This is a genomic window from Nocardia africana NBRC 100379, assembly GCF_001612635.1.
In the GTDB taxonomy this organism is placed as follows: domain Bacteria; phylum Actinomycetota; class Actinomycetes; order Mycobacteriales; family Mycobacteriaceae; genus Nocardia; species Nocardia africana.
In genome coordinates, this window is record NZ_BDAV01000022.1 from 78,039 (window position 1) to 98,198 (window position 20,160).

At 68.7% G+C, this 20,160-nt stretch carries 12 protein-coding genes; 5 read left to right on the forward strand and 7 right to left on the reverse strand.

Going from position 1 to position 20,160, the window contains the following annotated elements; genetic code table 11:
• Positions 1–3: 3 nt before the first annotated feature.
• The 4 genes from NA3_RS31715 to NA3_RS31730 are packed head-to-tail and all read right to left on the reverse strand — an operon-like array spanning position 4 to position 12,251.
• A complete protein-coding gene (locus NA3_RS31715; RefSeq protein WP_062967990.1) occupies positions 4–732 on the reverse strand; it encodes a class I SAM-dependent methyltransferase in 729 nt (242 codons plus the stop codon).
• Complete coding sequence (locus NA3_RS31720) at positions 729–7,886, reverse strand: type I polyketide synthase (RefSeq protein WP_062967992.1); 7,158 nt, start codon at positions 7,884–7,886, stop codon at positions 729–731. The genes NA3_RS31715 and NA3_RS31720 overlap by 4 nt, the downstream gene beginning before the upstream one ends.
• Positions 7,883–8,380, reverse strand: a complete 498-nt coding sequence (locus tag NA3_RS31725; RefSeq protein ID WP_062967994.1) for an OsmC family protein — start codon at positions 8,378–8,380, stop codon at positions 7,883–7,885. The genes NA3_RS31720 and NA3_RS31725 overlap by 4 nt, the downstream gene beginning before the upstream one ends.
• On the reverse strand, positions 8,367–12,251 hold the full coding sequence (locus NA3_RS31730) for a non-ribosomal peptide synthetase (protein ID WP_167355068.1): 3,885 nt from the start codon (positions 12,249–12,251) through the stop codon (positions 8,367–8,369). The genes NA3_RS31725 and NA3_RS31730 overlap by 14 nt, the downstream gene beginning before the upstream one ends.
• A gap of 30 nt (positions 12,252–12,281) precedes the next feature.
• Here NA3_RS31730 and NA3_RS31735 point away from each other — a divergent pair, with 30 nt between their 5' ends.
• Both NA3_RS31735 and NA3_RS31740 read left to right on the forward strand, forming a co-directional pair.
• A complete protein-coding gene (locus tag NA3_RS31735; RefSeq protein WP_062967997.1) occupies positions 12,282–13,403 on the forward strand; it encodes an aldo/keto reductase in 1,122 nt (373 codons plus the stop codon).
• A gap of 32 nt (positions 13,404–13,435) precedes the next feature.
• A complete protein-coding gene (locus NA3_RS31740; RefSeq protein WP_062967999.1) occupies positions 13,436–14,107 on the forward strand; it encodes a class I SAM-dependent methyltransferase in 672 nt (223 codons plus the stop codon).
• A gap of 61 nt (positions 14,108–14,168) precedes the next feature.
• On the opposite strand, the gene NA3_RS31745 is transcribed toward NA3_RS31740, so the two are convergent.
• Both NA3_RS31745 and NA3_RS31750 read right to left on the reverse strand, forming a co-directional pair.
• Complete coding sequence (locus NA3_RS31745) at positions 14,169–14,906, reverse strand: TIGR03943 family putative permease subunit (protein WP_062968001.1); 738 nt, start codon at positions 14,904–14,906, stop codon at positions 14,169–14,171.
• Positions 14,903–15,907 carry a permease gene (locus NA3_RS31750; RefSeq protein ID WP_062968022.1) on the reverse strand — a complete coding sequence of 335 codons (1,005 nt, stop codon included), beginning with the start codon at positions 15,905–15,907 and terminating at the stop codon, positions 14,903–14,905. Before NA3_RS31750 ends, NA3_RS31745 begins: the two co-directional genes overlap by 4 nt.
• 187 nt (positions 15,908–16,094) lie before the next feature.
• On the opposite strand from NA3_RS31750, the gene NA3_RS31755 reads away from it, so the two are divergent.
• Both NA3_RS31755 and NA3_RS39375 read left to right on the forward strand, forming a co-directional pair.
• Complete coding sequence (locus NA3_RS31755; RefSeq protein WP_062968003.1) at positions 16,095–16,397, forward strand: hypothetical protein; 303 nt, start codon at positions 16,095–16,097, stop codon at positions 16,395–16,397.
• 582 nt (positions 16,398–16,979) lie between these two features.
• Positions 16,980–17,366, forward strand: coding sequence for a Fur family transcriptional regulator (locus NA3_RS39375; RefSeq protein WP_062968006.1), 387 nt, complete (start codon positions 16,980–16,982; stop codon positions 17,364–17,366).
• Between the two features lie 51 nt (positions 17,367–17,417).
• Here the strand turns inward: NA3_RS39375 and NA3_RS31765 are convergent, their stop codons facing one another.
• Complete coding sequence (locus tag NA3_RS31765) at positions 17,418–18,563, reverse strand: GTP-binding protein (protein ID WP_128145350.1); 1,146 nt, start codon at positions 18,561–18,563, stop codon at positions 17,418–17,420.
• A gap of 160 nt (positions 18,564–18,723) precedes the next feature.
• Between NA3_RS31765 and NA3_RS31770 the strand changes: the two genes are divergently transcribed.
• The gene (locus NA3_RS31770) at positions 18,724–20,040 is read left to right on the forward strand and encodes a ferredoxin reductase family protein (RefSeq protein ID WP_062968008.1); all 1,317 of its coding nucleotides are present in this window, start codon (positions 18,724–18,726) and stop codon (positions 20,038–20,040) included.
• Positions 20,041–20,160 lie beyond the last annotated feature (120 nt).

Below are 20,160 nucleotides of genomic sequence, written 5' to 3' on the forward strand. Positions count from 1 at the left end.
GTCTCAGGGATGTTTGGTGAATCGCAGCAGCCCGGTCGCGGAGTCGGCGGACGCCAGGGTCAGGCCCGCGGCGCGGGCTTCGCCGGCGAGCCGGTCGGCGCCGGCGGGCCACACGCGGTGTCGGGCGGTGACTTCCTGCAGCAGGCGGTCGTCGCGATAGGTGCGGTAGGTCATGTGCCAGACCAGGGATTCGGCGTCCACCGGCTCGGCCCGGCTCCAGCCCTCATAGCGCAGCAGTCCGGCGCGCGCGGTGGTGTAGCGGCGATCGGGTGAGACCTCGACTCGTCCGGGCCGCTGTATTTCCACGACGGCCGTGCCGTCGGGTACCAGCGCGGTGGCCAGGGCATGCCAGACCCGGGGCCGGGTGGCGGCGTCGAAGTGGCCGATCACCCCCAGCCCCACCACAGCAGAGCACTGTGCCGGCAGCTCGGTGTCGAGGAATCCACTGGGCAGCACCGTGATTCGCTCGCGCAAATCCTTGCGGGCGGCCAGCCGGGACAGCAGCACCGCGCGCATGGCCGGGGCCGGTTCCACCGCGATGATCCGCGCGTCGGGCACGGCGTCGGCCACCAGCATGGTGGACAGACCGGTGCCCGCACCGATGTCGAGCACGGGCCCGGCGATGGTGTCCACCTCGGCCAGCAGCGCGGCGAGCGCGGGCTCCACGCTCGCCACGTACGGGGTGGCCATCAGGTCGTAGAACTCGGCGGCGGCCGCGTACTCCTCGCTCACCTCACCGCCCCGCTCACCCGTGCCAGCAGCTCCGACATCGCCTGCGCGACAAGGCCGACCGCCGGTGGCCGCAGCAGCGCGTAATGGTGCGCCGCGATCGGCCGCGAGTCGATGGCGGCGCCGGTGTAGGCCGCCCACCCCAGATCCTGCAGGTCGGCGCAGTCGTCGACACCCATTCCGACACCGGAATTACGCGGTGCCGGCAGTTCGGCGCGGATCAGGAGGACCTCGAGCCCGTCTCCGTCGAGCGGGCCGGTGGCGTGCTCGCCCAGCGCGCGCAAATGGCGACGGAAGATGTTCTCCCGCAGGCGCGCATCCTCCGGCGTGCCACGCTCGGCGAGTCCGGCCGCCGCCAAGCGAGACTCGGCTTCGGCGCGCTGCTCCGTTTCGGAGAGGGAGTCGACATCGATGCCGAGCGAATCGGTGCCGAGGTCGATATCGAGGAAGGCTTCCAGCGACCCGAGATACCGCGACCAGAACGCACCGCCGTCGACATGGTGGATGCGATCGGCGATGTTGGCGTCCACCAGGACGAGCAACTCGACCGTTTCCCCGGCCGCGCGCAGCCGTCGGGCCAGTTCATGGGCGATGATGCCGCCCATGGACCAGCCGCCGAGGCGATACGGCCCCGAAGGCTGCCGCTCGCGCACGACCCGCTCGTAGACCTCGGCCAGCCCGGCGATGGTCTGCGGCCCGGCGACCCCGGCCAATTCGGGATCCTGGATGCCGATCACGGGTCCGCCGGTGGTGAGGGCGCGAGCCAGATCGAGGTAGCACAGCACATCACCGCCGGTCGGGTGCACCAGGAACAACGGCCGCCCCGTACCGTCGCGCAGCGGCACCAGACAGTCACGCGGGCTCTCGGCGACAACGTGCTCGGCGGCCGCGGCGACGGCGGCGAGAGTGGGATCGGCGAGGAATTCCCGCGCGGTGAGCGTCAGCCCGAATTCCGCGCGCAACCGGCCGAGCATCCGGATCGCCATCACCGAATCGCCGCCGGCGCTGAAGAAGTCGGTGCCGCGGTCGATCTCGGTGACCGGTTCCAGCAGCCGAGCCCACAGCTGGGCGATCGCCTTCTCGGTGTGGGTTACCGGCGGGCCGTCGGCTGTGACGCGCACCGGTGCGTCGATGCGCCCGGCCGGTTGTTCGGCGGTCGGCAACACGAGGGTCCGGGTCCATGCCTCGGGGCGGTGGACCAGATCGGTGACGCGGTCGCAGACCGAGGCGAACAGTTCATCGAGGACGCCCGGTGGGAACAGTTCGGCGACCGCGTCGAGGTTGACCGCCACCGAGTCGTCCCAATCCCATTGGAACACTTGCATATCCAGCGCCACCTGTGGTGTGCGCACGCGCTGGTAGAAGTCGCGCACATCCACCGTCTCCGGGGTGCCGCCCGGTGGGTGCAGGCCCAGCGTGCTGTGGAAGACGACCGGCGCCTGGGGCGCGGTGTCGCGACGCCGACGGCTCAGCTCGCGCACCACCTCCACGCCCGTCACCTGACCGTGGTCGAGCATGGTCGCCATGGCCGCCTGCAGGTGCTGAGCCATGGCGGCGAAGGTGGCCTCCCGGGGCAGCGCCACATCCAGCAGCACGGTGCCCGCGTACGGGCCGATGGCGTAGTCGAGGTCGCGGGGCAGGTGCAGGCGGTTGAGGTAGAGCACGTTCAGCAGGAACCGCCGATGCCCGGCCAGCTCGGCCAGCGCCAGGGCGTAGCAGGTGGCGAACGCGGTCGTGGGAGTGATGTTGTACGACGCGCAGTGTGCGCGCAGCATCGCCATCCGGTCCCCGGTGACCCGGAACTCCCTGCGCTCGAGGGTGTCCGGGCGCACCGTGTCGAACGAGACCGTCGAGGGCAGGGCCGGTGCGGTGGGCAGTTCGTCGAGGCGGTCCCACCACCAGTCACGCTGCGCCTGCCATTCGGGTTCGAGGCGCTGGCGGTTGATGGTTTCCACATAGTCGCCGAAGTGGGCGGTCAGGGGCGGCAGCACGGTGTTGGGATCGTCGAGGTAGGTGAACAACTCGGTGAACATGAGCTGTACCGACCAGCCGTCGGCGACGAGCAGGCTGCACACGATGTGCAGGCCGAGTTCGTCGCCGGGCAGCTGGACCGCGGTGATGCGGAACGGCCACGGGTCCATCCCCGGTCCTGCAAGCTGCATCTCGGTGCGGATGCCGGCGAGCACGCGCGGGACCTCCTCCGGCGCCGAGCGCAGGTCGATGGTGGTGACGGGCAGGGCCGTCAGTCGTGGATCGGTGACGGCGAGTACCTGCTGGGTACCGTCGGGCAGGAAGATCGCGCGCAGCATGGGCTGGCGTTCCACCTGCCGCCGCACCGCCTGCTCGACCGCGCCCGGATCGATCCCGCGCAGCCGGAAGTCGACGTAGTTGTGGGCGGAGTCGTAGCTCAGCGCGTAGCCGTGCTGCTGACCCACCCAGTAGGCCTGCTGCAAGGGGGTCAGTGGGAACGGGGCGTCCGGATCAGCCTGGCGCGCCAATTCGACGGCGGGCAGCGCGGATTCGGAGCGACGCTCGGTGACGACCGCGATCAGGTCGGCGACGGTGATATCGCCGACCAGGTCGACCACCGGCACGGCCACGCCGAACCGGCCGCGCACCAGCGTCGCCATCCGCACCGCCAGCACCGAGTCGCCCCCCAAACCGATGAAGGTCGAGTCAGGCTGTAGCACTCCGGGTTCGAGCGACAGCACCCGCTCCCAAATCTGCCTCACACCCTCGGAGATGTCGTCGGCGGCACCGGATCCCGGGCCTTCTTGTGCGGTCCAGGCGTCGGGCTCGCCGGCCAGCCGGCGTAGCCGGGCCACATAGGCGGCGAAAGCGGCGTCGGCGGCCTGCGGGTCGAGGACGGTCTCGAGCACATCCCACTGCACCTGCAATCCCCCGGCCTGGACGAAGGCCTGATGGTCGAGCCACACTTGCGGAGTCTGGCTGACACCGTGGGTGATTCGGCCCGCCCACTCCAGATCGGGGTCACCGCCGACCAGCTCGGCCACATCCAGAGCGCTGGTGAACACCACCGGCAGCAGCTGCCGCTGCCCGGTGCGGCTGGACAGGTCGGCGAGCACGTCGAGCGCGGAATAGGCACGGTGGTCGATGTCGTCGAAGAGTTGCCGCTGGGTGCGCGCCACCCGCTCGGCGAACGAACCCCCGCCCGCGCGGTCCACCTCGTGAGCGAGCAGGGTGGTGAAATCACCCACCACATCCTCGATTCCGGGCAGCGCCGCCGGGCGGTCCACCAGGGTCAGCGACAGCGTGAACCGGTCGTCTCCGGACCAGGCCGCCAGCACATCGGCGTAGGCGGTGAGCAGCACCGCCGACGGGGTGACGCCGTGAGCGGCTGCCCTCTGCCGCAGGGCCTGCCATTCGCCGGGCACGAGCCGGTCGGCGCGACGGGCGAACCAGGGCTGCGTCTGGGTCCGAGTCCGGGTCGGCAGGTTCGGCGGCGCGGGTAGTTCGGGCAACCGCTGCTGCCAATAGTTCAGCGCGCGCAGGGATTCCATGCTGTCGGCCCGGCTGCCGGCGTGTGCCACGTAGTCGGCGAACCGAATCCGCACCGGTGCCTTCTCGGCGGCCGGGTTCAGGTAGTGGTCGCGCAGATCGCGGTCGAGGATCACGAAGCTGCCCGCGTCGCAGATCAGTGCGTCGATGCCGACGAACAGCCGCGTCGTGTGCTCGTCGAGCTTCGCGGCCCGTACGTCGAACAGCGGCCATCGGTCCGGGCGGTGGACCCGGTGGGAAAGCCTGCGTCTCAGATCGGCCAGCGTCTGCTCCCGCTGGTCGGCCGACATCGTCGCCAGATCGTGCCGCCGTATCCGGTAGTCGGGCACCTGCGCGAGCACCTGGTTGTACCCGTCTTCGGTGATCACGGCCCGCAGCATGTCGTGCCGCCCGATCACCGCGTTCCAGGCGCGCTCGTATCGGTCGAGATCCAGGTCGGTGCAGTCGTATTCGAGATAGATGTGGCAGGCGACGTCGCTGAGACCGAAGGCTCCCGACCGGCCGACCCAGTACGCGTGCTGCACCCTGGTCAGCGGAAACGGCGCGGAATCGGCCGGCGACGCCACACCGGCCGGGGTGGCAGGTCCCAGGGATTCCGATGCCGGCGACGCCGGTGCCGAATCCGCCGGCGTCGTACCCGCCGGGAACACCGCGTCCGGCACCTCCCTGGCCGCGCCCGAACGGGACGCGCCGCGGCGACTGTCCAGCAGGGCCGCGAACGCCGAAACCGTGGAATGCGAGAGCAGTTCACGCATCCGCAGATCGGTGTCTGCCTTCTCGTTGACCAGCTCGAGCATCCGCGTCGCGGTCATCGAGGTGCCGCCGAGCGCGAAGAAGTCGGCCTCCGACCCCATCACCCTCTCCCCCAGCAACTCTTCCCACAGCGTCACGACGATCCGCTCCGAGTCCGTGGCCGGAAAGAGTTGCTCCGCGGTCGGAGCGGCCACCGATTCGACGGCCGCTGCAGTCGAGGTCGTGGCGACTGCCCGCTCCGGGATCGAGGTGGCCGGTGGGGTAAGGGGTTCGCCGGGCGGATCGATCCACGTCCGGCGGCGGTCGAACGGGTAGCCGGGCAGGCGGACCCGGCGACGCCGCCCGAACAGTGCCTCGACGTCGATATCCACACCGCCGCACCAGAATTCGCCGAGCGTGGTGAGCAGAGTGGAGCGGTCTTCGCCGGATTCGCGGTCCCCGGCCGCGGCGGATTCGGCGGCGTCCGGCAGGGTGGTGAGGGCTGTGATCGGGCGCGCGGACGGAACACGGCGCGCGATCGTGGCCAGTGTGCTGCCGGGTCCGACCTGGACGATGGTGGTCGGTTCGGCGGTGGCGGCCGATAGTGCCGCGCTGAAGCGGACGGGCTCGACCAGGTGCCGTGCCCAGTGGTCGGTATCGAGAGTTCGCACGGCCCCGCCGGTGAGCGTGCTGTAGAGCGGCAGAGCGCCGGGGACGGTGGGGATGTCGGTCGCGGCCGCGCGTAGGGGTGCCGCCGCGGCGGCGACGCTCGGTGAATGCAGGGCGGCCGTCACGCGGAGTCGGCTGGTCCGGATTCCCGTGCTGGTCAGGCGTGCGGCCAGGGCGTCGAGCGCGGGTTCCGGGCCGGAGACCACGCAGGAGTCTGCGGCGTTCACCGCGGCGAGGGTCAGGTCCGGATGGGTGGTGAGTTCCCGCTGGGTATCGGCTTCGCTGAGCTCGACGGCGAGCATGCCGCCGGGCGCCGTGGCGGCCAGGGCCCGCGAGCGTACCGCGACCAGCCGGGCGGCGTCGGGCAGGGTCAGCATGCCCGCGACGACGGCCGCGGCGTATTCGCCGAGGCTGTGGCCGAGAACGGCGTCGGGTTCGACGCCGTGTGCGCGCAGGGTGCTCGCCGTCGCGAGGGAGACGGCGAACAGTGCGGGTTGGCCGAGCCGGATGTCGTCGACCTCACCGGGGGCCGCGTGGCCGGACACGATGTCGCGAATGTCGTAGCCGAGCAGGGGTTCCAGTATTTTCGCGCATTCGTCGACGACACCGGCGAACACCGGTTCGTCGCGGTAGAGCCCGGCCCCCATACCGTCGTATTGCGCCCCCGCTCCCGGGAAGGCGAAGACGATTCGTGAGCGTTCTCGCGGTACTTCCCGCAGGGTGATCACACGCGCAGCGGCGTCGCCGGTGCGCAGCAGAGCCGCAGCGCGCCAGCCGCTTTCGGCGTGCGGTCCACCGCCGGCGGTGAAGGCGTAGTCGGCGTGGCTACCGTCGGGGAGGGAGATGTCCAGCTGGGCACGACAACTGGATTCCGAGGCCGCCGACACCAGCAGCAGCTGCGCGGCGGCGTCCGTCGCCTCGCGGGGGACGGCTGTGGGCGCTTGCTCCAGCACCGCATGGCAATTGGTGCCGCCGATGCCGAACGAGCTCACTCCTGCGATGCGAGTCCCCTTGCGCTCCGGCCATTCTCGGGTATGTGCGGGCAGCTCGAACACTCCCTGATGTCTGTCCAGTTCGGGGTGCGCGGTGTCGGCGTGCAGGGTGGCGGGGATGCATCGGTGGTGTAGTGCCAGGGCGGTCTTGATGAGCGAGGCGATGCCGGCGGCGCTGTTGGTGTGGCCGATGTTGCTCTTGACCGACCCCACCTGGATCGGATCGGGCACCGTGCGCTCGCCGAAAACGGCTGCCAGCGCCGCCAATTCGATCTGATCACCGAGTACCGTCGCGGTGCCGTGAGCCTCGATGAGGTCGACGGCGTCCGCGTCGATATCGGCGACGGCAAGGGCTTCGGCGATCACCCGCGCCTGCCCGGCCGCCGAGGGCGCGGTGAATCCGGCCTTCCCGGCGCCGTCGTGGTTGACCGCCGTCCCGCGGATCACCGCGTAGATCGGATCGTCGTCGGCCAGGGCGTCGGCGAGCCGCCGCAGCACCACGATGCCCGCACCCTGGCTGTGCACCATCCCGGTGCCGTCGGCGGCGAATGAGCGGGTGTGCCCGTCGGCGGAGAAGATGGCCTCCGGCACATGCAGATAGCCGCGCCCCTGCGGCACGATCAGAGATGCGCCGCCGGCGAGGGCGGCGTCACATTCCTCGTGCAGCAGCGACTGCACGGCCATGTGCACCGCGACCAGGGAGGTCGCGCAGGTGGCCTGTACGGCCACCGCGGGACCGGTCAGGTTCAGCCGGTAGGAGATCTGTTGCGGGAAATAGTCGGTGAGTGTTCCCATGTCGGCCTGCAGCAGGCCCAGCGGATCTTGTTGCGCGCCTCGGCGATACGCGGCGAGGTTGGCTTCTCGATAGTCGCTGTGCGAGGCACCGGTGAACACGCCGATCTCACCGAGACCACCACCGGCGCGGTGGCCGGCGTCGCCGAGAGCATCCCAGGCGCATTCCAGCAGGAGTCGCAGCTGCGGATCCAGCAGGGCGGCATCGTGGCCCGTCAGACCGAAGTGGGCCGGGTCGAACTGCTCCTGTCCGGCGATGATCGCGCCGACGGGCACATAATGGCGATGGCGGCGAACGTCTTCCGGGACGCCGCGGGCCGCCAGGTGGGCGTCGTCGAAGTGGGTCAGACCCTCGCGGCCGGATGAGAGCAGTTCCCAGAACGACGCCAGGTCCGGTGCGCCCGGGAAGCGGCAGGCCATGCCGACGATGGCGATGGCGTTGTCGTCGGTCACGCCGCGATCTCCATTTCCGACTCGATGGCCACCTGTCCGCGCAGCATGGCCAGCACGGGACATGACTGCTCGACCAGACGCCGCAGTTCCTCGTAACGGGCGGGCGCGGCAGGCCCGTTCAGGTTCGCGCGCACCGGGATCCGGCCGGGCTGGACGGGGTCGCCGACGCCGAAGATCGGCCCCAGGTCCAGGTCCGCGGTCACGTCCACGGCGAGCGTGTCGATGGCGATCCCCAGACGGGCGGCGTGGAATCGGTAGGTGACCGCCTGGCAGGTGCCCAGCGCGGCGAGCGCGAGCCCGATCGGATCGGGACCGGCGTCCCCGCCTCCGGCGGCGACCGGTTCATCGACGGTGAACCGGTGGCCGCCGACGCGCACGCTCATTTCGGTGGCCGTTCCGGGCCGATGCCGAGTGTGAGCGGCGAACCGCCGGCGGCGTTCGGTGCCGCGCAGCAGGGCGGCGCGCAGCCGGTGCACGGTGTCAGTGAGCGCCATGCGCTGTGAGCCTCTCTTTCGATCGGTGGCCGCGCCGGCGTTGTCCGCGGGCGACGGCCGCTGTGAGGTCGATGCGCACGCCGGGCGGTCGGTGCGCGGGCGCGGCATCGGCGGAGTCGGTGTTCGCGGCGATCCAGGCCGCCAGGCGGCGGACGGTGCCGTGCCGGAAGAGGTCGGGGACCGTCAGCGCCGGGGTCAGGTGCCGCAGCCTGCGGTGGGCGCGCACCAGCGTGAGAGAGGTCGCGCCGAGGTCGTAGAAGGGGGTGATCGGGGTGACGGACGGACCGAGCAGTTCGGTGAATACCTGCGCCACAAGGGATTCGATGTGCTGCCGCCCCGCAACCGGGGCCGGTGGGGTGATGGTCAGTTCCGGCGCGCCCTCGGACGCGGTCACCGTCAACCCGTGTGCTCGCGCGTTGTCGCGCAGCAGGGCCAGCCATTCCGCTCCGGTGGCGGGATCCGCCGCGTGCGAGTCGGCCGGTTCGACTCGCACCGTGAGTGCGAGCCCGCGGTCGGCGGCATGGCGTGCCGCCTCGACCAGCCAGCCCGCGGACACATCCTCGGCAGCGGGGTTCACCGCTTCGCCGTCATCCGCTTCGGGCACGGCAGCGTCGATGCCGCTGCGGCGAAACGGATTCGGCAGGCGAGCGTGGTCGACCTTGCCGTTCGGCGTCAGCGGGATCGAATCGACGGTCAGCCATCTCGTCGGCACCATGTAGGGCGGCAGATGCCGCGCCGCGTGGGCGGCGAGTTCGGTGGTGTCGAGGGCGGCCTCACCGGTGACGAGATAGGCCACCAGACGTGGTCGCTCATCCGCGCCCGGCACCGCTGCGGCGACACCGCGCCGCACGCCCGGAAATCGCGCGATCACGGTCTCGATCTCGCCCAATTCGATACGGTGACCGCGAATCTTGACCTGTCGGTCGACGCGACCGAGGAACTCGATCTCACCGTCGGGACGCCAACGCCCCAGATCCCCCGTGCGGTAGAGCCTGCGGCCCAGGCGGGCGTTCCAGGCGAAGCGTTGCGCAGTCTGCTCCTCGTCGCCGACGTAGCCACGCGCCAGCCCCGCCCCGCCGATGTACAGCTCCCCGGGCTCGCCGACCGGACAGGGCCGGCCGTCGTCGTCGAGCACGAGGAACTGCTGCTCCCGCAGCGCCCGACCGTAGGGAATGCTGGTCCACTGGGGGTCGACGCCGTCGATGGGATGGGCAATGGACCAGATCGCGGCCTCGGTCGCGCCGCCGAGACCGATCACACGGACATCGCCGATCACCGCGCGCAGCCGGTCGGGCAGCGACAGCGGAATCCAGTCGCCCGACAGCAGCATCAGCCGCAGCGAGCGCAGTTTCGCGGCCGCCACCGGGTCGGATTCGGCGTATTCGACGAGCATCTCCGCCAGCGCCGGTGCGGTGTTCCACACGGTGACCTGGTGCGCCGCAACCAGATCGCACCAGTGCCCGGGATCGCGCAGCCGGTCGGCGTCGGGCACGACCACACCGCCGCCGACGCCGAGCACACCGAACAGGTCGTAGATCGACAGGTCGAAACTCAACGCCGACAATGCCAGAACGCGATCCCGCGGCCCGATGGCGAAGCGGTCGTTGATGTCGTCGAGGGTGGTCCGTGCGGCTCGATGCTCGATGGCCACGCCCTTCGGCTCACCGGTCGATCCCGAGGTGAAGATCACGTAGGCGAGATCGTCGACGGCATTGTCGGGCACCTCGCCCGCGTCGGGGGCACGGTCGGCTTCCGATCCGGCGCCGAGGTGATGCGTGGTGACGGTGCCGGGCAGGCGCGCGGCGGCGGTCGTGGAGGTCACCGCGTGGGCGATCTCGGCGCGTCGGCACACCGATGCGATCCGCGGTTCCGGCCAATCCGGCTCGATCGGCACGAAAGCCGCTCCGGCCCAGAGGATTCCGTACGCCGCGATGACCTGGTCAGCCGATTTGGGCAGCACGACGGCCACGCGATCCTTCGGGCCGATGCCCGCCGCGGTGAGCTTGGCCGCCAGCGCCCGCGCGCGCCGCTGCAGGTCGTCGTGGGTCAGCATGCCCCAGAAGGCGAAGACGGCAGGTGCGTCGGGATGTGATCGCGCCGCCCGGCGCTGTGGGTCGATGAGCAGTTCGCCGTGGCCTCGACGACCGGCGGGCAGTTCGGCTATCGACTCGAAATGCGGGTTCCAGCCCAATTCCGGGCTGTCCCATGCCGTGTCGTCGTCGGCGAGGGTGCGCAGCAGCCGCATGTGCGCGCCGAGCATGTGCGCCACGAATCCGGCCGGGAACGCCTGCTCGACGGCATCCCAGGCCAGGCGCAAGCCGCCGTCTTCGTCCCAGACGATATGGTCCAGCGCCACCTGCGGCGTCTGCGAGACGCCGAAGGCCTCTACGCCCAGCCATGCCGCCGCGCCCGCCTCGGCCTGGCCGAGGCCGATACCGCTGGTGAAGACGACCGGATAGCGCGGAGTCAGGTCGCCGACTCGGTCGCGCTGGACTTCCACCCCGCTGTAGGAGCGGTGTTCGAGATCAGCCCAGAAGCGGGTGTTGACCCGGGTCGCGAAGTCGGTGAATCCGCGCCATGCCAGCGGGTCCAGGGCGGGCAGTTCGACCAGTGCCGTGGTGCTGAAATCACCGATGACACCGTCGGCTTCGGCATCGGGGCGGTCGAACAGCGTCGTGTTGAGGCAGAACGGGTCGGTCGCACCCCAGCGCGACAGCGTCACCGCGAAGGCCCCCAGCAGGACGGCCGTCGGGCTGAGACCGCGCGCCGCAGCCCGACGGGCCAGCGCCGACCACTCGGCCGGGGTGAGCCGGTCTTGATGGCGGTGAAATCTGGCCGCCGGAATCTTCTCCGGGACAACGGCATACGGCAACCGGGGGCCCGGCGGCAAGGTCGTCGCGCGGGTTTGCCAGTAGGCCCGGTCGGTCTCGCGGCGTTCGCTCTCGGCAGTGCGCCGATCGCGGAGGATGCGCAGGAACGACGACCTCGGCGCCGGCAGGTCGGCGGCGGGATCGGCGACGAACCGGCCCCATTCCCGCATGAGCTGGATCCAGCCGGCCATATCCAGCACGATGATGTCGAAGCCCGCGAACAGCCGCAGTCCGCCCTCGGGCAGCAGTGCGGCGTGAATATCGAACAACGGCCAGGTCGCGGCGTCGAGGACCTGGTGCGATTTCCGTTCCCGCAGCTCTGCCAGCACGGCCTCGGCGTCGGGGCGCTCACGCAGGTCGGTGATGCCGATCGAATACCGCTGTCCGGGCGGATGCACCCGCTGGCGGCCCTCGTCGGTGATCGTCGCGCGCAACATGTCGTGCCGATCGACCACCCGGTTCCACGCCACCTCCAGCGCCCGCACTTCGGCCAGCGGATCGGAGTGTGCGAACAGCGCTGCGGCACGGTCGAATTCGAAGTAGTAGAAGGTCGACACGCCGCCCAGCGGCATGCCGGGCTCCCGCCCGACCCAATACGACGCCTGGATCGGCGTCAACTCCTCCTCCAGCACCGGCGGCGCGGACGGCGCTGCGGCGTGCGTGCGCGCTTCCGATTCGGATTCCGTTGTACCGCTGCGCTTCTCGACCTCGGAGAGCAGCGTCGCCAGGGTCGCGCCGACGAACGACTCCATGGGCACGCGAATGCCGGTGCGCTCGGCCAGTCGCAGATGCAGGCGCACGGCGAGGAACGAATCCAGGCCCACTTCCTGCAATCGGCGGTCTGCTACCAGTTCGCCCGGCGTGATGCCGAGAACCGTTCCGACACAACGCCGGACCTCTTCTGCTGTTGTCGCCATCTCCAGCCCTTGCTCGGCAGTACCAACGCGCCTACAGTAAACGATATTGACAACGGTTTTCAATAAGCGCTCGACGGCGGCCACCGCGATCGAGCGTGAGAGGAGCATTGCCCGATGAGCGACCAGGCGCGGACCACCTCGCGATCCGCGGTCCCGCACCACCGCCCGCTCGACCTCGACGACTACCGGCTGCTGGGCCGGTCGGGGCTGCGCGTGTCCCCTATGGCATTGGGCACCATGACCTTCGGCAACGACTGGGGCTGGGGCACCGACAAGCCGGAAGCCCGGCGCGTCTTCGACGCCTACGTATCGCGCGGCGGGAACTTCATCGACACCGCCAACCAGTACGCAGGCGGCACCGCCGAGGAATGGCTCGGCGAGTTCGCCGCCTCCGACCGCGAATCACTGGTGCTGGCAACGAAATACACCATGCTGCGACGCCCCGGCGACCCGAACTCCGGCGGCAATCACCGCAAAAGCATGGTGGCCTCCGTCGAGTCGAGCCTGCGGCGGTTGCGCACCGACTACCTGGATCTGCTGTATCTGCACATGTGGGACGGCCTGACGCCGGTGGACGAAATCCTGCGTGCCATGGACGATCTCGTGCGCGCCGGCAAGGTGCTCTACCTGGGAATCTCCAACACCCCGGTCTGGCAGATCGCCCGCCTGCAGACCATCGCCGACCTGCGCGGCTGGTCCCCGCTCATCGCCCTGCAGCTGGAATACCATCTGGCCGAACGCAGCGCCGAACCCGACCTGCTCCCCATGGCCGACACACTGGGACTCGGCGTCATCGGCTGGTCGCCGCTCGCGGGCGGCGTGCTCACCGGCAAGTACACCCGCGCCGATCTGCCCGGCACCGGCCGCACACCGGCGACCGGCAGTTCCCGTGCGCACCTGATCCACGCGAACGGCTCACTGACCGATCGATCCTTGACCATCGCCGACACCGTGCGAGACATCGCAGCGCAACTCGGCGGCACCCCCGCCCAGGTCGCCCTGGCATGGATCCTCCATCAGCCCGGCGTCATCACTCCCACTCTCGGCGCCCGCACCCACGCGCAGCTCATCGACAACCTCGCGGCCCTGAACCTCACCCTCGACGAGGACCACCTGCACCGCCTCGACACGGTCTCCGCCGCCGCACCGGGCTATCCCCACAACGTCCTGACCCGGCCCATGGCCCGCCAGAGCATGTTCGGTGACATGCGGATACAGCACCGCACCAGCGCCTGACAGCTCCCACCTCCGACAGGAAGCGCATTCCGATGTCCCTCGCCGACACTTTCACCGACCGCATGCTGCGCCGCCCCCGCGGCCGCCTCGCACGCCTCATGTGGAAGGACATGAAGGCCCATCACAGCATCTTCGCCGATACCCTCGCCACCCTGAACCTCTCCCCCGACGACCGGCTGCTCGAAATCGGCTGCGGCGGAGGTGCATTCGCCACCCGGGCCCTTGCCACCGGATGCCGCGTCACCGCCGTGGACCACAGCGCCGACATGGTGGCGCTCACCGCGGCCGCCAACCCCGACGCCGTGCGCGAGGGCCGCCTGCGGGTCCTCGAAGCCGACGCGGAGACACTGCCGTTGCCCGACGCGCATTTCAGCTGCGCCACAACAATGAACACTCTCTTCTTCACCGACGCCGCGAATGTTCTCGCCGAGCTGCGGCGAGTCCTGGAACCGGGCGGACGGCTCGTCATCCACACCGTCGCACCGCAACCTCCGCGCACGACCATGCCCGCCCCGGTCGCGCGTCGTCTGCGATTCCACACCGACGACGAGCTACGCGCGTTACTCGACTCCGCGGGGTTCCAGGACGTCCGTGTCGGTCGCATCGACGGCGTCTTCCAACTCGCCACCGCAGTCCACGCCGCGGATTTCCCCACCGTCACCGACGAGGAAGCCGAACAACATCCAGGCCAGGAATACCGCTGACCCTCGGGGCACCACCGAGGACCAGGCGATCGGAGTTCATAGGCGACACGATCAGCAGCCCTCAGTAGGGATGTTCGTATCCATGGTCGGGTGCCGGGATGCGCTGGACATCGGTGACGCGGAGGGTGGGGATCTTGTCGGGGTCGCGGCCGGCACTGCCGGGTTCGACGGTGCCCTGAACCTGAAGCCAGGTGTCGGCGGCGATCGGTTCGCCGATTCCGGACAGGTGAACCGAAATGTATCGCGCGTCGGCCACACAGCAGGTGATCAGCACACGCGCGAGGTCGATCGTCGAAACATTCTGGCGCGGTGAGCTCTCCCCTTCCGGGGCGAGGACGAAACCGCTGATGGTGATCTCGCGTCCATCGAGCGAATGAGTGGAGTCGTACACCGCTCTGTTGGCCAGATCGTAGATCGTGAGGGTCGGAGCGGGCTCGTCCGGTAGCGGCGGAAACGGTCGTAACTCGGGTTCATCGGCGACCGGGGCGGACACCTGCACGCGCGAGGAGGTCGCAACCGCGTCCGCCCCCAGCGCGGGCGGGGTGATCAACAACAGCGCCGCGGCGGGTGCGAGCAACAACCACTGCTCGCGTCCGTGATCGTGATCAGGGGAGAGTCCGGAGCGCCGGATGTCACGCACGATCGAGATCACGGCGAACACAACGAATCCGGTTCCACTGACGAGCAGAAACGGATGCAGACCGGGTTTGACGTAACGGAGGTAGCTGCCGTCCATCGCGGTGCGCAGGATCGCGACACCGACCAGCACCAACAACAGGTTCTGGGTTTCCCGCTTCACCGCGCACCCCCGAGAAACAGATATCCCGCGACTGTGCCGCAGCCGATCGCCACCACAAAAGTCAACGGCGAGAAGCGAACCGCGAACCGCCGCCCGAAACTGCCCGCCTGCATCGCGAAGAGCTTGACGTCGACCGCAGGCCCCACGACCAGGAACACCAACCGCGGCAGCAGCGGCAGAGCCGACATACTCGACGCGACGAATGCGTCGGCCTCCGAGCAGAGCGCAAGGACGACGGCCAGCAGAGCCATCACCACGATCGCCACCACCATGCGCCCGCCCAACTGCTCGTACCAGCCAGGGGGAACGAGCACGTGCAGCGCCGCCGCGGCCGCCGCACCGAGGACCAGAAACGAACCGGCCTGCAGCAGATCATGTCGTGCGGCTTCGGTGAATACCTCCCACTTGGTTCGCCCGCCGGCGCAGTGATCGTGGCGATCGACCGTAGGCAGCATCCACGCCGGGCGTCCGATCCGCGACCACAGCAAGCCCATCACGACAGCGGTGGCAAGAGAACCGCTGAACCGTGCGCCGACCATGCCGGGCTCACCGGGGAACGCTACCGCCGTCGCCACCAGCACCACCGGATTCGTGGCCGGCGCCGACAGCAGGAACGCCAATGCCACCGAACTGGGCGCGCCCTGATCGATCAGACGCCGGGCCACCGGCACCACACCGCACTCGCACCCCGGCAGGGCCATACCCGCCACCCCGGCCACGCCGATCGCGGCGGATTCGTTGCGCGGCAGAATCTTTCGCAGCAGCGCCGGGGAAACGAAAGCGGCGATACCGCCGCTGACCAGCACACCGAACACCAGAAACGGCACAGCCTGAACAAAGACGCCGACGAACACCGTGGTAGCGGTCTGCAATCGCACGTGGCGATCGACGGTCGCGGTAAGCCACCCCTGAACGATCAATCCGGCACATACCACCGCGACGAGAACATACGTCGACGACACCCTGGACCGCATCGACTGCCGAACGCGATGGTCGACCATCACCACCCCTCCCTACCGGTTCCATGCCCCCACAACCTTAAGCGATAACGATTGCCGATTCCCGGCCACATATCGCATGGAAACCGGTAGGTCGGCCGGGGTCAGCAATCTCTAGGCAACGCACCGAGGATATGCGAGGATACGAATTATTGGATGGAACAGATGTCTTCAGGAAGGAACGAATCCGATGACGGACAGCGTCCACAATCCCCATCCGAGCCACGAGCACATCCACGGCGAAGCGTGCGGCCATGTCGCCGTCCCGCACGGCGACCACGTCGACTACGTCCACGACGGACACCTTCACCGTGTCCACGACGACCATGTCGACGAATGCGATCCCTCGGGGCACGCCGCACACACCGGTGAACACGACCATGTCCATGGCGAGGGGTGCGGTCACGTCGCCGTCCCGCACGGCGACCACGTCGACTACGTCCACGACGGACACCGGCACGCCGCACACAACGGTCACTACGACGAACACTGACAGACCACGCCCCAGGGCCGAGGCGGCTAATCTCAGGCAAGCATCCGAGTAAGAAGCCGCACACCACGAGCGCACCCGTCGGCTCCACCTCGCCGCGCTGCGCCATTGGCACACACCGCCCCCGCCGGCAGTCGACGGCTGGGGCGTCGACATGTTCTGTAATCACAATTCCCAGCAGCAGCCGCCGAGGGCATCACTCCCCTGCGACGCCGAGAAACCGTGCGACCGAGACGGTTACATCGGATGCCGCTATCGACAACTCTCCCCATTGTTGGAAAGCCACCGGCTGCGGCCTATCATAACTGACAGTGATTTTCATTATCAATAATGCGCGGCCACGCCCTCAGGACCGCGATCCAGGGCCGAGCAGGAGTGCCGAAACTCGACGCAGACCGACCCCACCTACGATGTCGCGATCCTCGGCGCAGGCATGGCGGGGAGCACAGTGGCCGCCGATCCGCGAGGTCGGCACCCACCACCACCTCGCCCGACACTCCGACGCGAGCGAGAACTGAAGTGCCGACCACAGCCGGAGAGTCCGAATTCGAGTCGTCCCGCCGGGAGAGTAGGCGAACTCGAACGGTGTTGGCACTCCTGAGCCGCGAGGACCGCTTCTGGACGCCCCAGCAGATTTACGCTGAACTACGCACCGAGACCGTGCCGATAGCACCGTCCACCGTGTACCGCATTCTGCATAAGCTCGATGAGCTGCAGCAGGTGGAATCCATGCGCTCCGAAGACGGTGAATTACTGTATCGCATAGGCGGTCGCGAAGAACGCCACCACAATCTCGTCTGCCGGCGATGCGGTCATGCCGAGCGGTTCACGCTCGAAACTCTCGACCAACAGGCCGTCCGACTCGGCCGGCAATTCGGCTACACCGACATCGAATGCCGCTTCGACATCTACGGAATCTGCGGGAACTGCCGAAATAGCCCCAGCCCTTCCGTTCCCGGAGAGCAGGGGTAAGCGGGGCCTTCGGACAGCACGTGCTGACGCACCGGTTTGCGCTTCGTACGATCACCCGTGCCGATGGACAGCTTCCCACGACGGGAACGGATCGGGGTAGCTTGCCCACATCGGCGGCCCCGCAGCAAATTCGGCCTCGGTCAGCAAGGCGTCATCCAGCAACTTCCGTACCCGGTCCCGGTCGAGCTTCACGCCGATCAGCACGATCTCCTGCCCCGGCGGAGTGTCCAGCGACGACCACCACGCCGCGGGTTCGAACGTCAGGTTGGGGCCGGCCTGCGACCAGATCGCGGCCAGCTCCGGCCGGGTGGCGAACCAGCAGAAACCCTTGCTGCGCAGAAGCCCTCGGAGTTGATTCAACGCCGCGTCCAGACGTTCGGGATGAAACGGACGATCGGCGATGTAGGTGAGACTGCCGATGCCGTACTCCTCGGTTTCGGGAGTATGACCGCCGGCGAGCTCTTCTTCCCACCCCGCGGTTTCAGCGGCCGCGGACGGATCGTAGAGGCCGGTGTCGAGCACTTCGGACAGCTGGACCCGACCGTGCTGGGCGCGGATGATCCGTGCGGAAGGATTCATCCGGCGCACCGTAGCCTCGACGGTGCCCACAGCATTGGCGCTCACCAAATCCGTCTTGCCGATGATCACCACATCGGCGAATTCCACCTGATCCACCAGCAGGTCGGCGATGGAACGCGAGTCACCTTCTCCTGCTTGGAGTTTTCGCTCCGCCAACGACTCGCCGCGCACGATCTCGGCCAAGAAGGTGCTCGCGTCGACCACGGTGACCATGGTGTCCACACGCGCGTAGTCCCCGAGCTTGAAACCGTTGTCGAACTCCCACTCGAAGGTCGCCGCCACCGGCATCGGCTCCGAGATCCCGCTGGACTCGATCACCAACTGATCGAACCGTCCGTCCCGGGCGAGTCGGCCCACCGCCTCGATCAGATCCTCTCGCAACGTGCAGCAGATACAACCATTGGTCAGCTCGACCAACTTCTCCTGCGTACGGTCCAGATGCCCCTGCCCCGCTACCAACGCCGCATCGATGTTCACCTCACTCATGTCGTTCACGATCACCGCGACCCTCCTGCCCTCCCGGTTGGCCAGGATGTGATTCAGCAACGTCGTCTTGCCCGCCCCCAGGAACCCGGACAACACGGTCACCGGCAAACGCTCACCTATCGAAGCTTTCATACCGCTAATGATAATCATTTTCATAATGCGTGAGGCGCCGCCCCCAGGGGTAGCCGATCGACACTCCGGCGCGAGACCGTCAGTGGCCGTTCGCGGTGGATTAGCGTGGACCGGGTGCCTTGCGGGCACAGCCGAACATCCCACCGATCGGGAGGTAGCGGTGTCTGTGGTGGTTCGTGGCGTCGGATGGATCGCCCTGTATGTGGCAGTGGCCGTAGTACCCCTGGTGTTCGCCGTGGTCGGCCCGGTCGCGGGCGGGCGAGGTTTCTGGGTGGAGTTCTCGGTGGCGCTGGGATTCGTCGGAATGTCGATGCTCGGTGCGCAATTCGCACTCGTCGCCCGGTTCCGCGCTGTCGCGGCGCCCTTCGGCGAGGACGCCCTCGTGCAGTTCCACCGCCAGATCTCCTATGTGGCACTGGCATTCATCCTGGCTCATCCGATCCTGCTGCAGATCGGAGGCATCGACATCGCGGCATTGCTGAACCTCGCCGAGGCACCCTGGCGTGCCCGCTGCGCCGTCGCATCCACCGTGTTGCTGCTGATCGTCGTCGCGACCTCGGTGTGGCGGCAACGACTGCGGATCCGCTACGAGACATGGCAATTGGCACACGGTGTGCTGTCGGTGGCCGTGGTCGGGCTGGCGCTGGCCCATATGGCGCTGGTCGGCTACTACCTCGACTCGGCTTGGAAGGTCTGGTTGTGGTCGGTGATGACGGTCGCGCTGGTGGGTCTGCTGGTATGGGTGCGAGTGGTCGCACCGATCCGGCGGTTGCGGCGGCCGTGGCGCGTCGACCGGGTCACCGCCGAGCGTGGTGACGCCTGGACCCTGAGCCTGGTCCCGGTCGGTCACGACGGATTACGTTTCGCTCCTGGACAATTCGGGTGGCTGACCGTCGATCGGTCGCCCTTCGCCGTCACCGCGCACCCGTTCTCGTTCTCCTCCAGCGCCGAAGACCACGACCGCGTCCAGATCACGATCAAGGCCCTCGGTGATTTCACCTCCACCGTCGCCGACATCACCCCCGGCACCCGCGCCTACCTCGACGGTCCGCACGGAGTGTTCACCCCCGACCGCAACGAAGGGCCGGGATTCGTGCTGATCGCCGGCGGCGTCGGCATCACGCCGATGGTCTCGATCCTGCGCACCATGGCCGACCGCGGCGACCGCCGACCGTTCCTCCTGATCTACGCGATGCGCACCACCGCCGACCGAACCTTCGCCGACGAGATCACGACGCTGACCCGGCGCCTGGACCTCACCGTGGTGCCGGTCGTGCAGGACCCCGCCCCCGGCTGGGACGGCGAGAGCGGATTCGTCGATCGGACCCTGCTCCAGCGACACCTACCCGACCGGCACTCGCGGCAGCAGTACTTCATCTGCGGGCCGATGCCGATGGTCACCGCGGTCGAGGACGCTTTGGCGGCCCTCGACATACCTGCCGACCGCGTTCACACCGAACGCTTCAGTTTCGTCTGACCCGGGAGCCCGACCGTGCGACACACCTACACCACCCGCGCCGTCTGGGTGATCACCGCCGTACTCCTCGCCGCCTGCGTGTGGTTCGCCCTCGCAATGCGATAAACCAGCAGCCGTGAC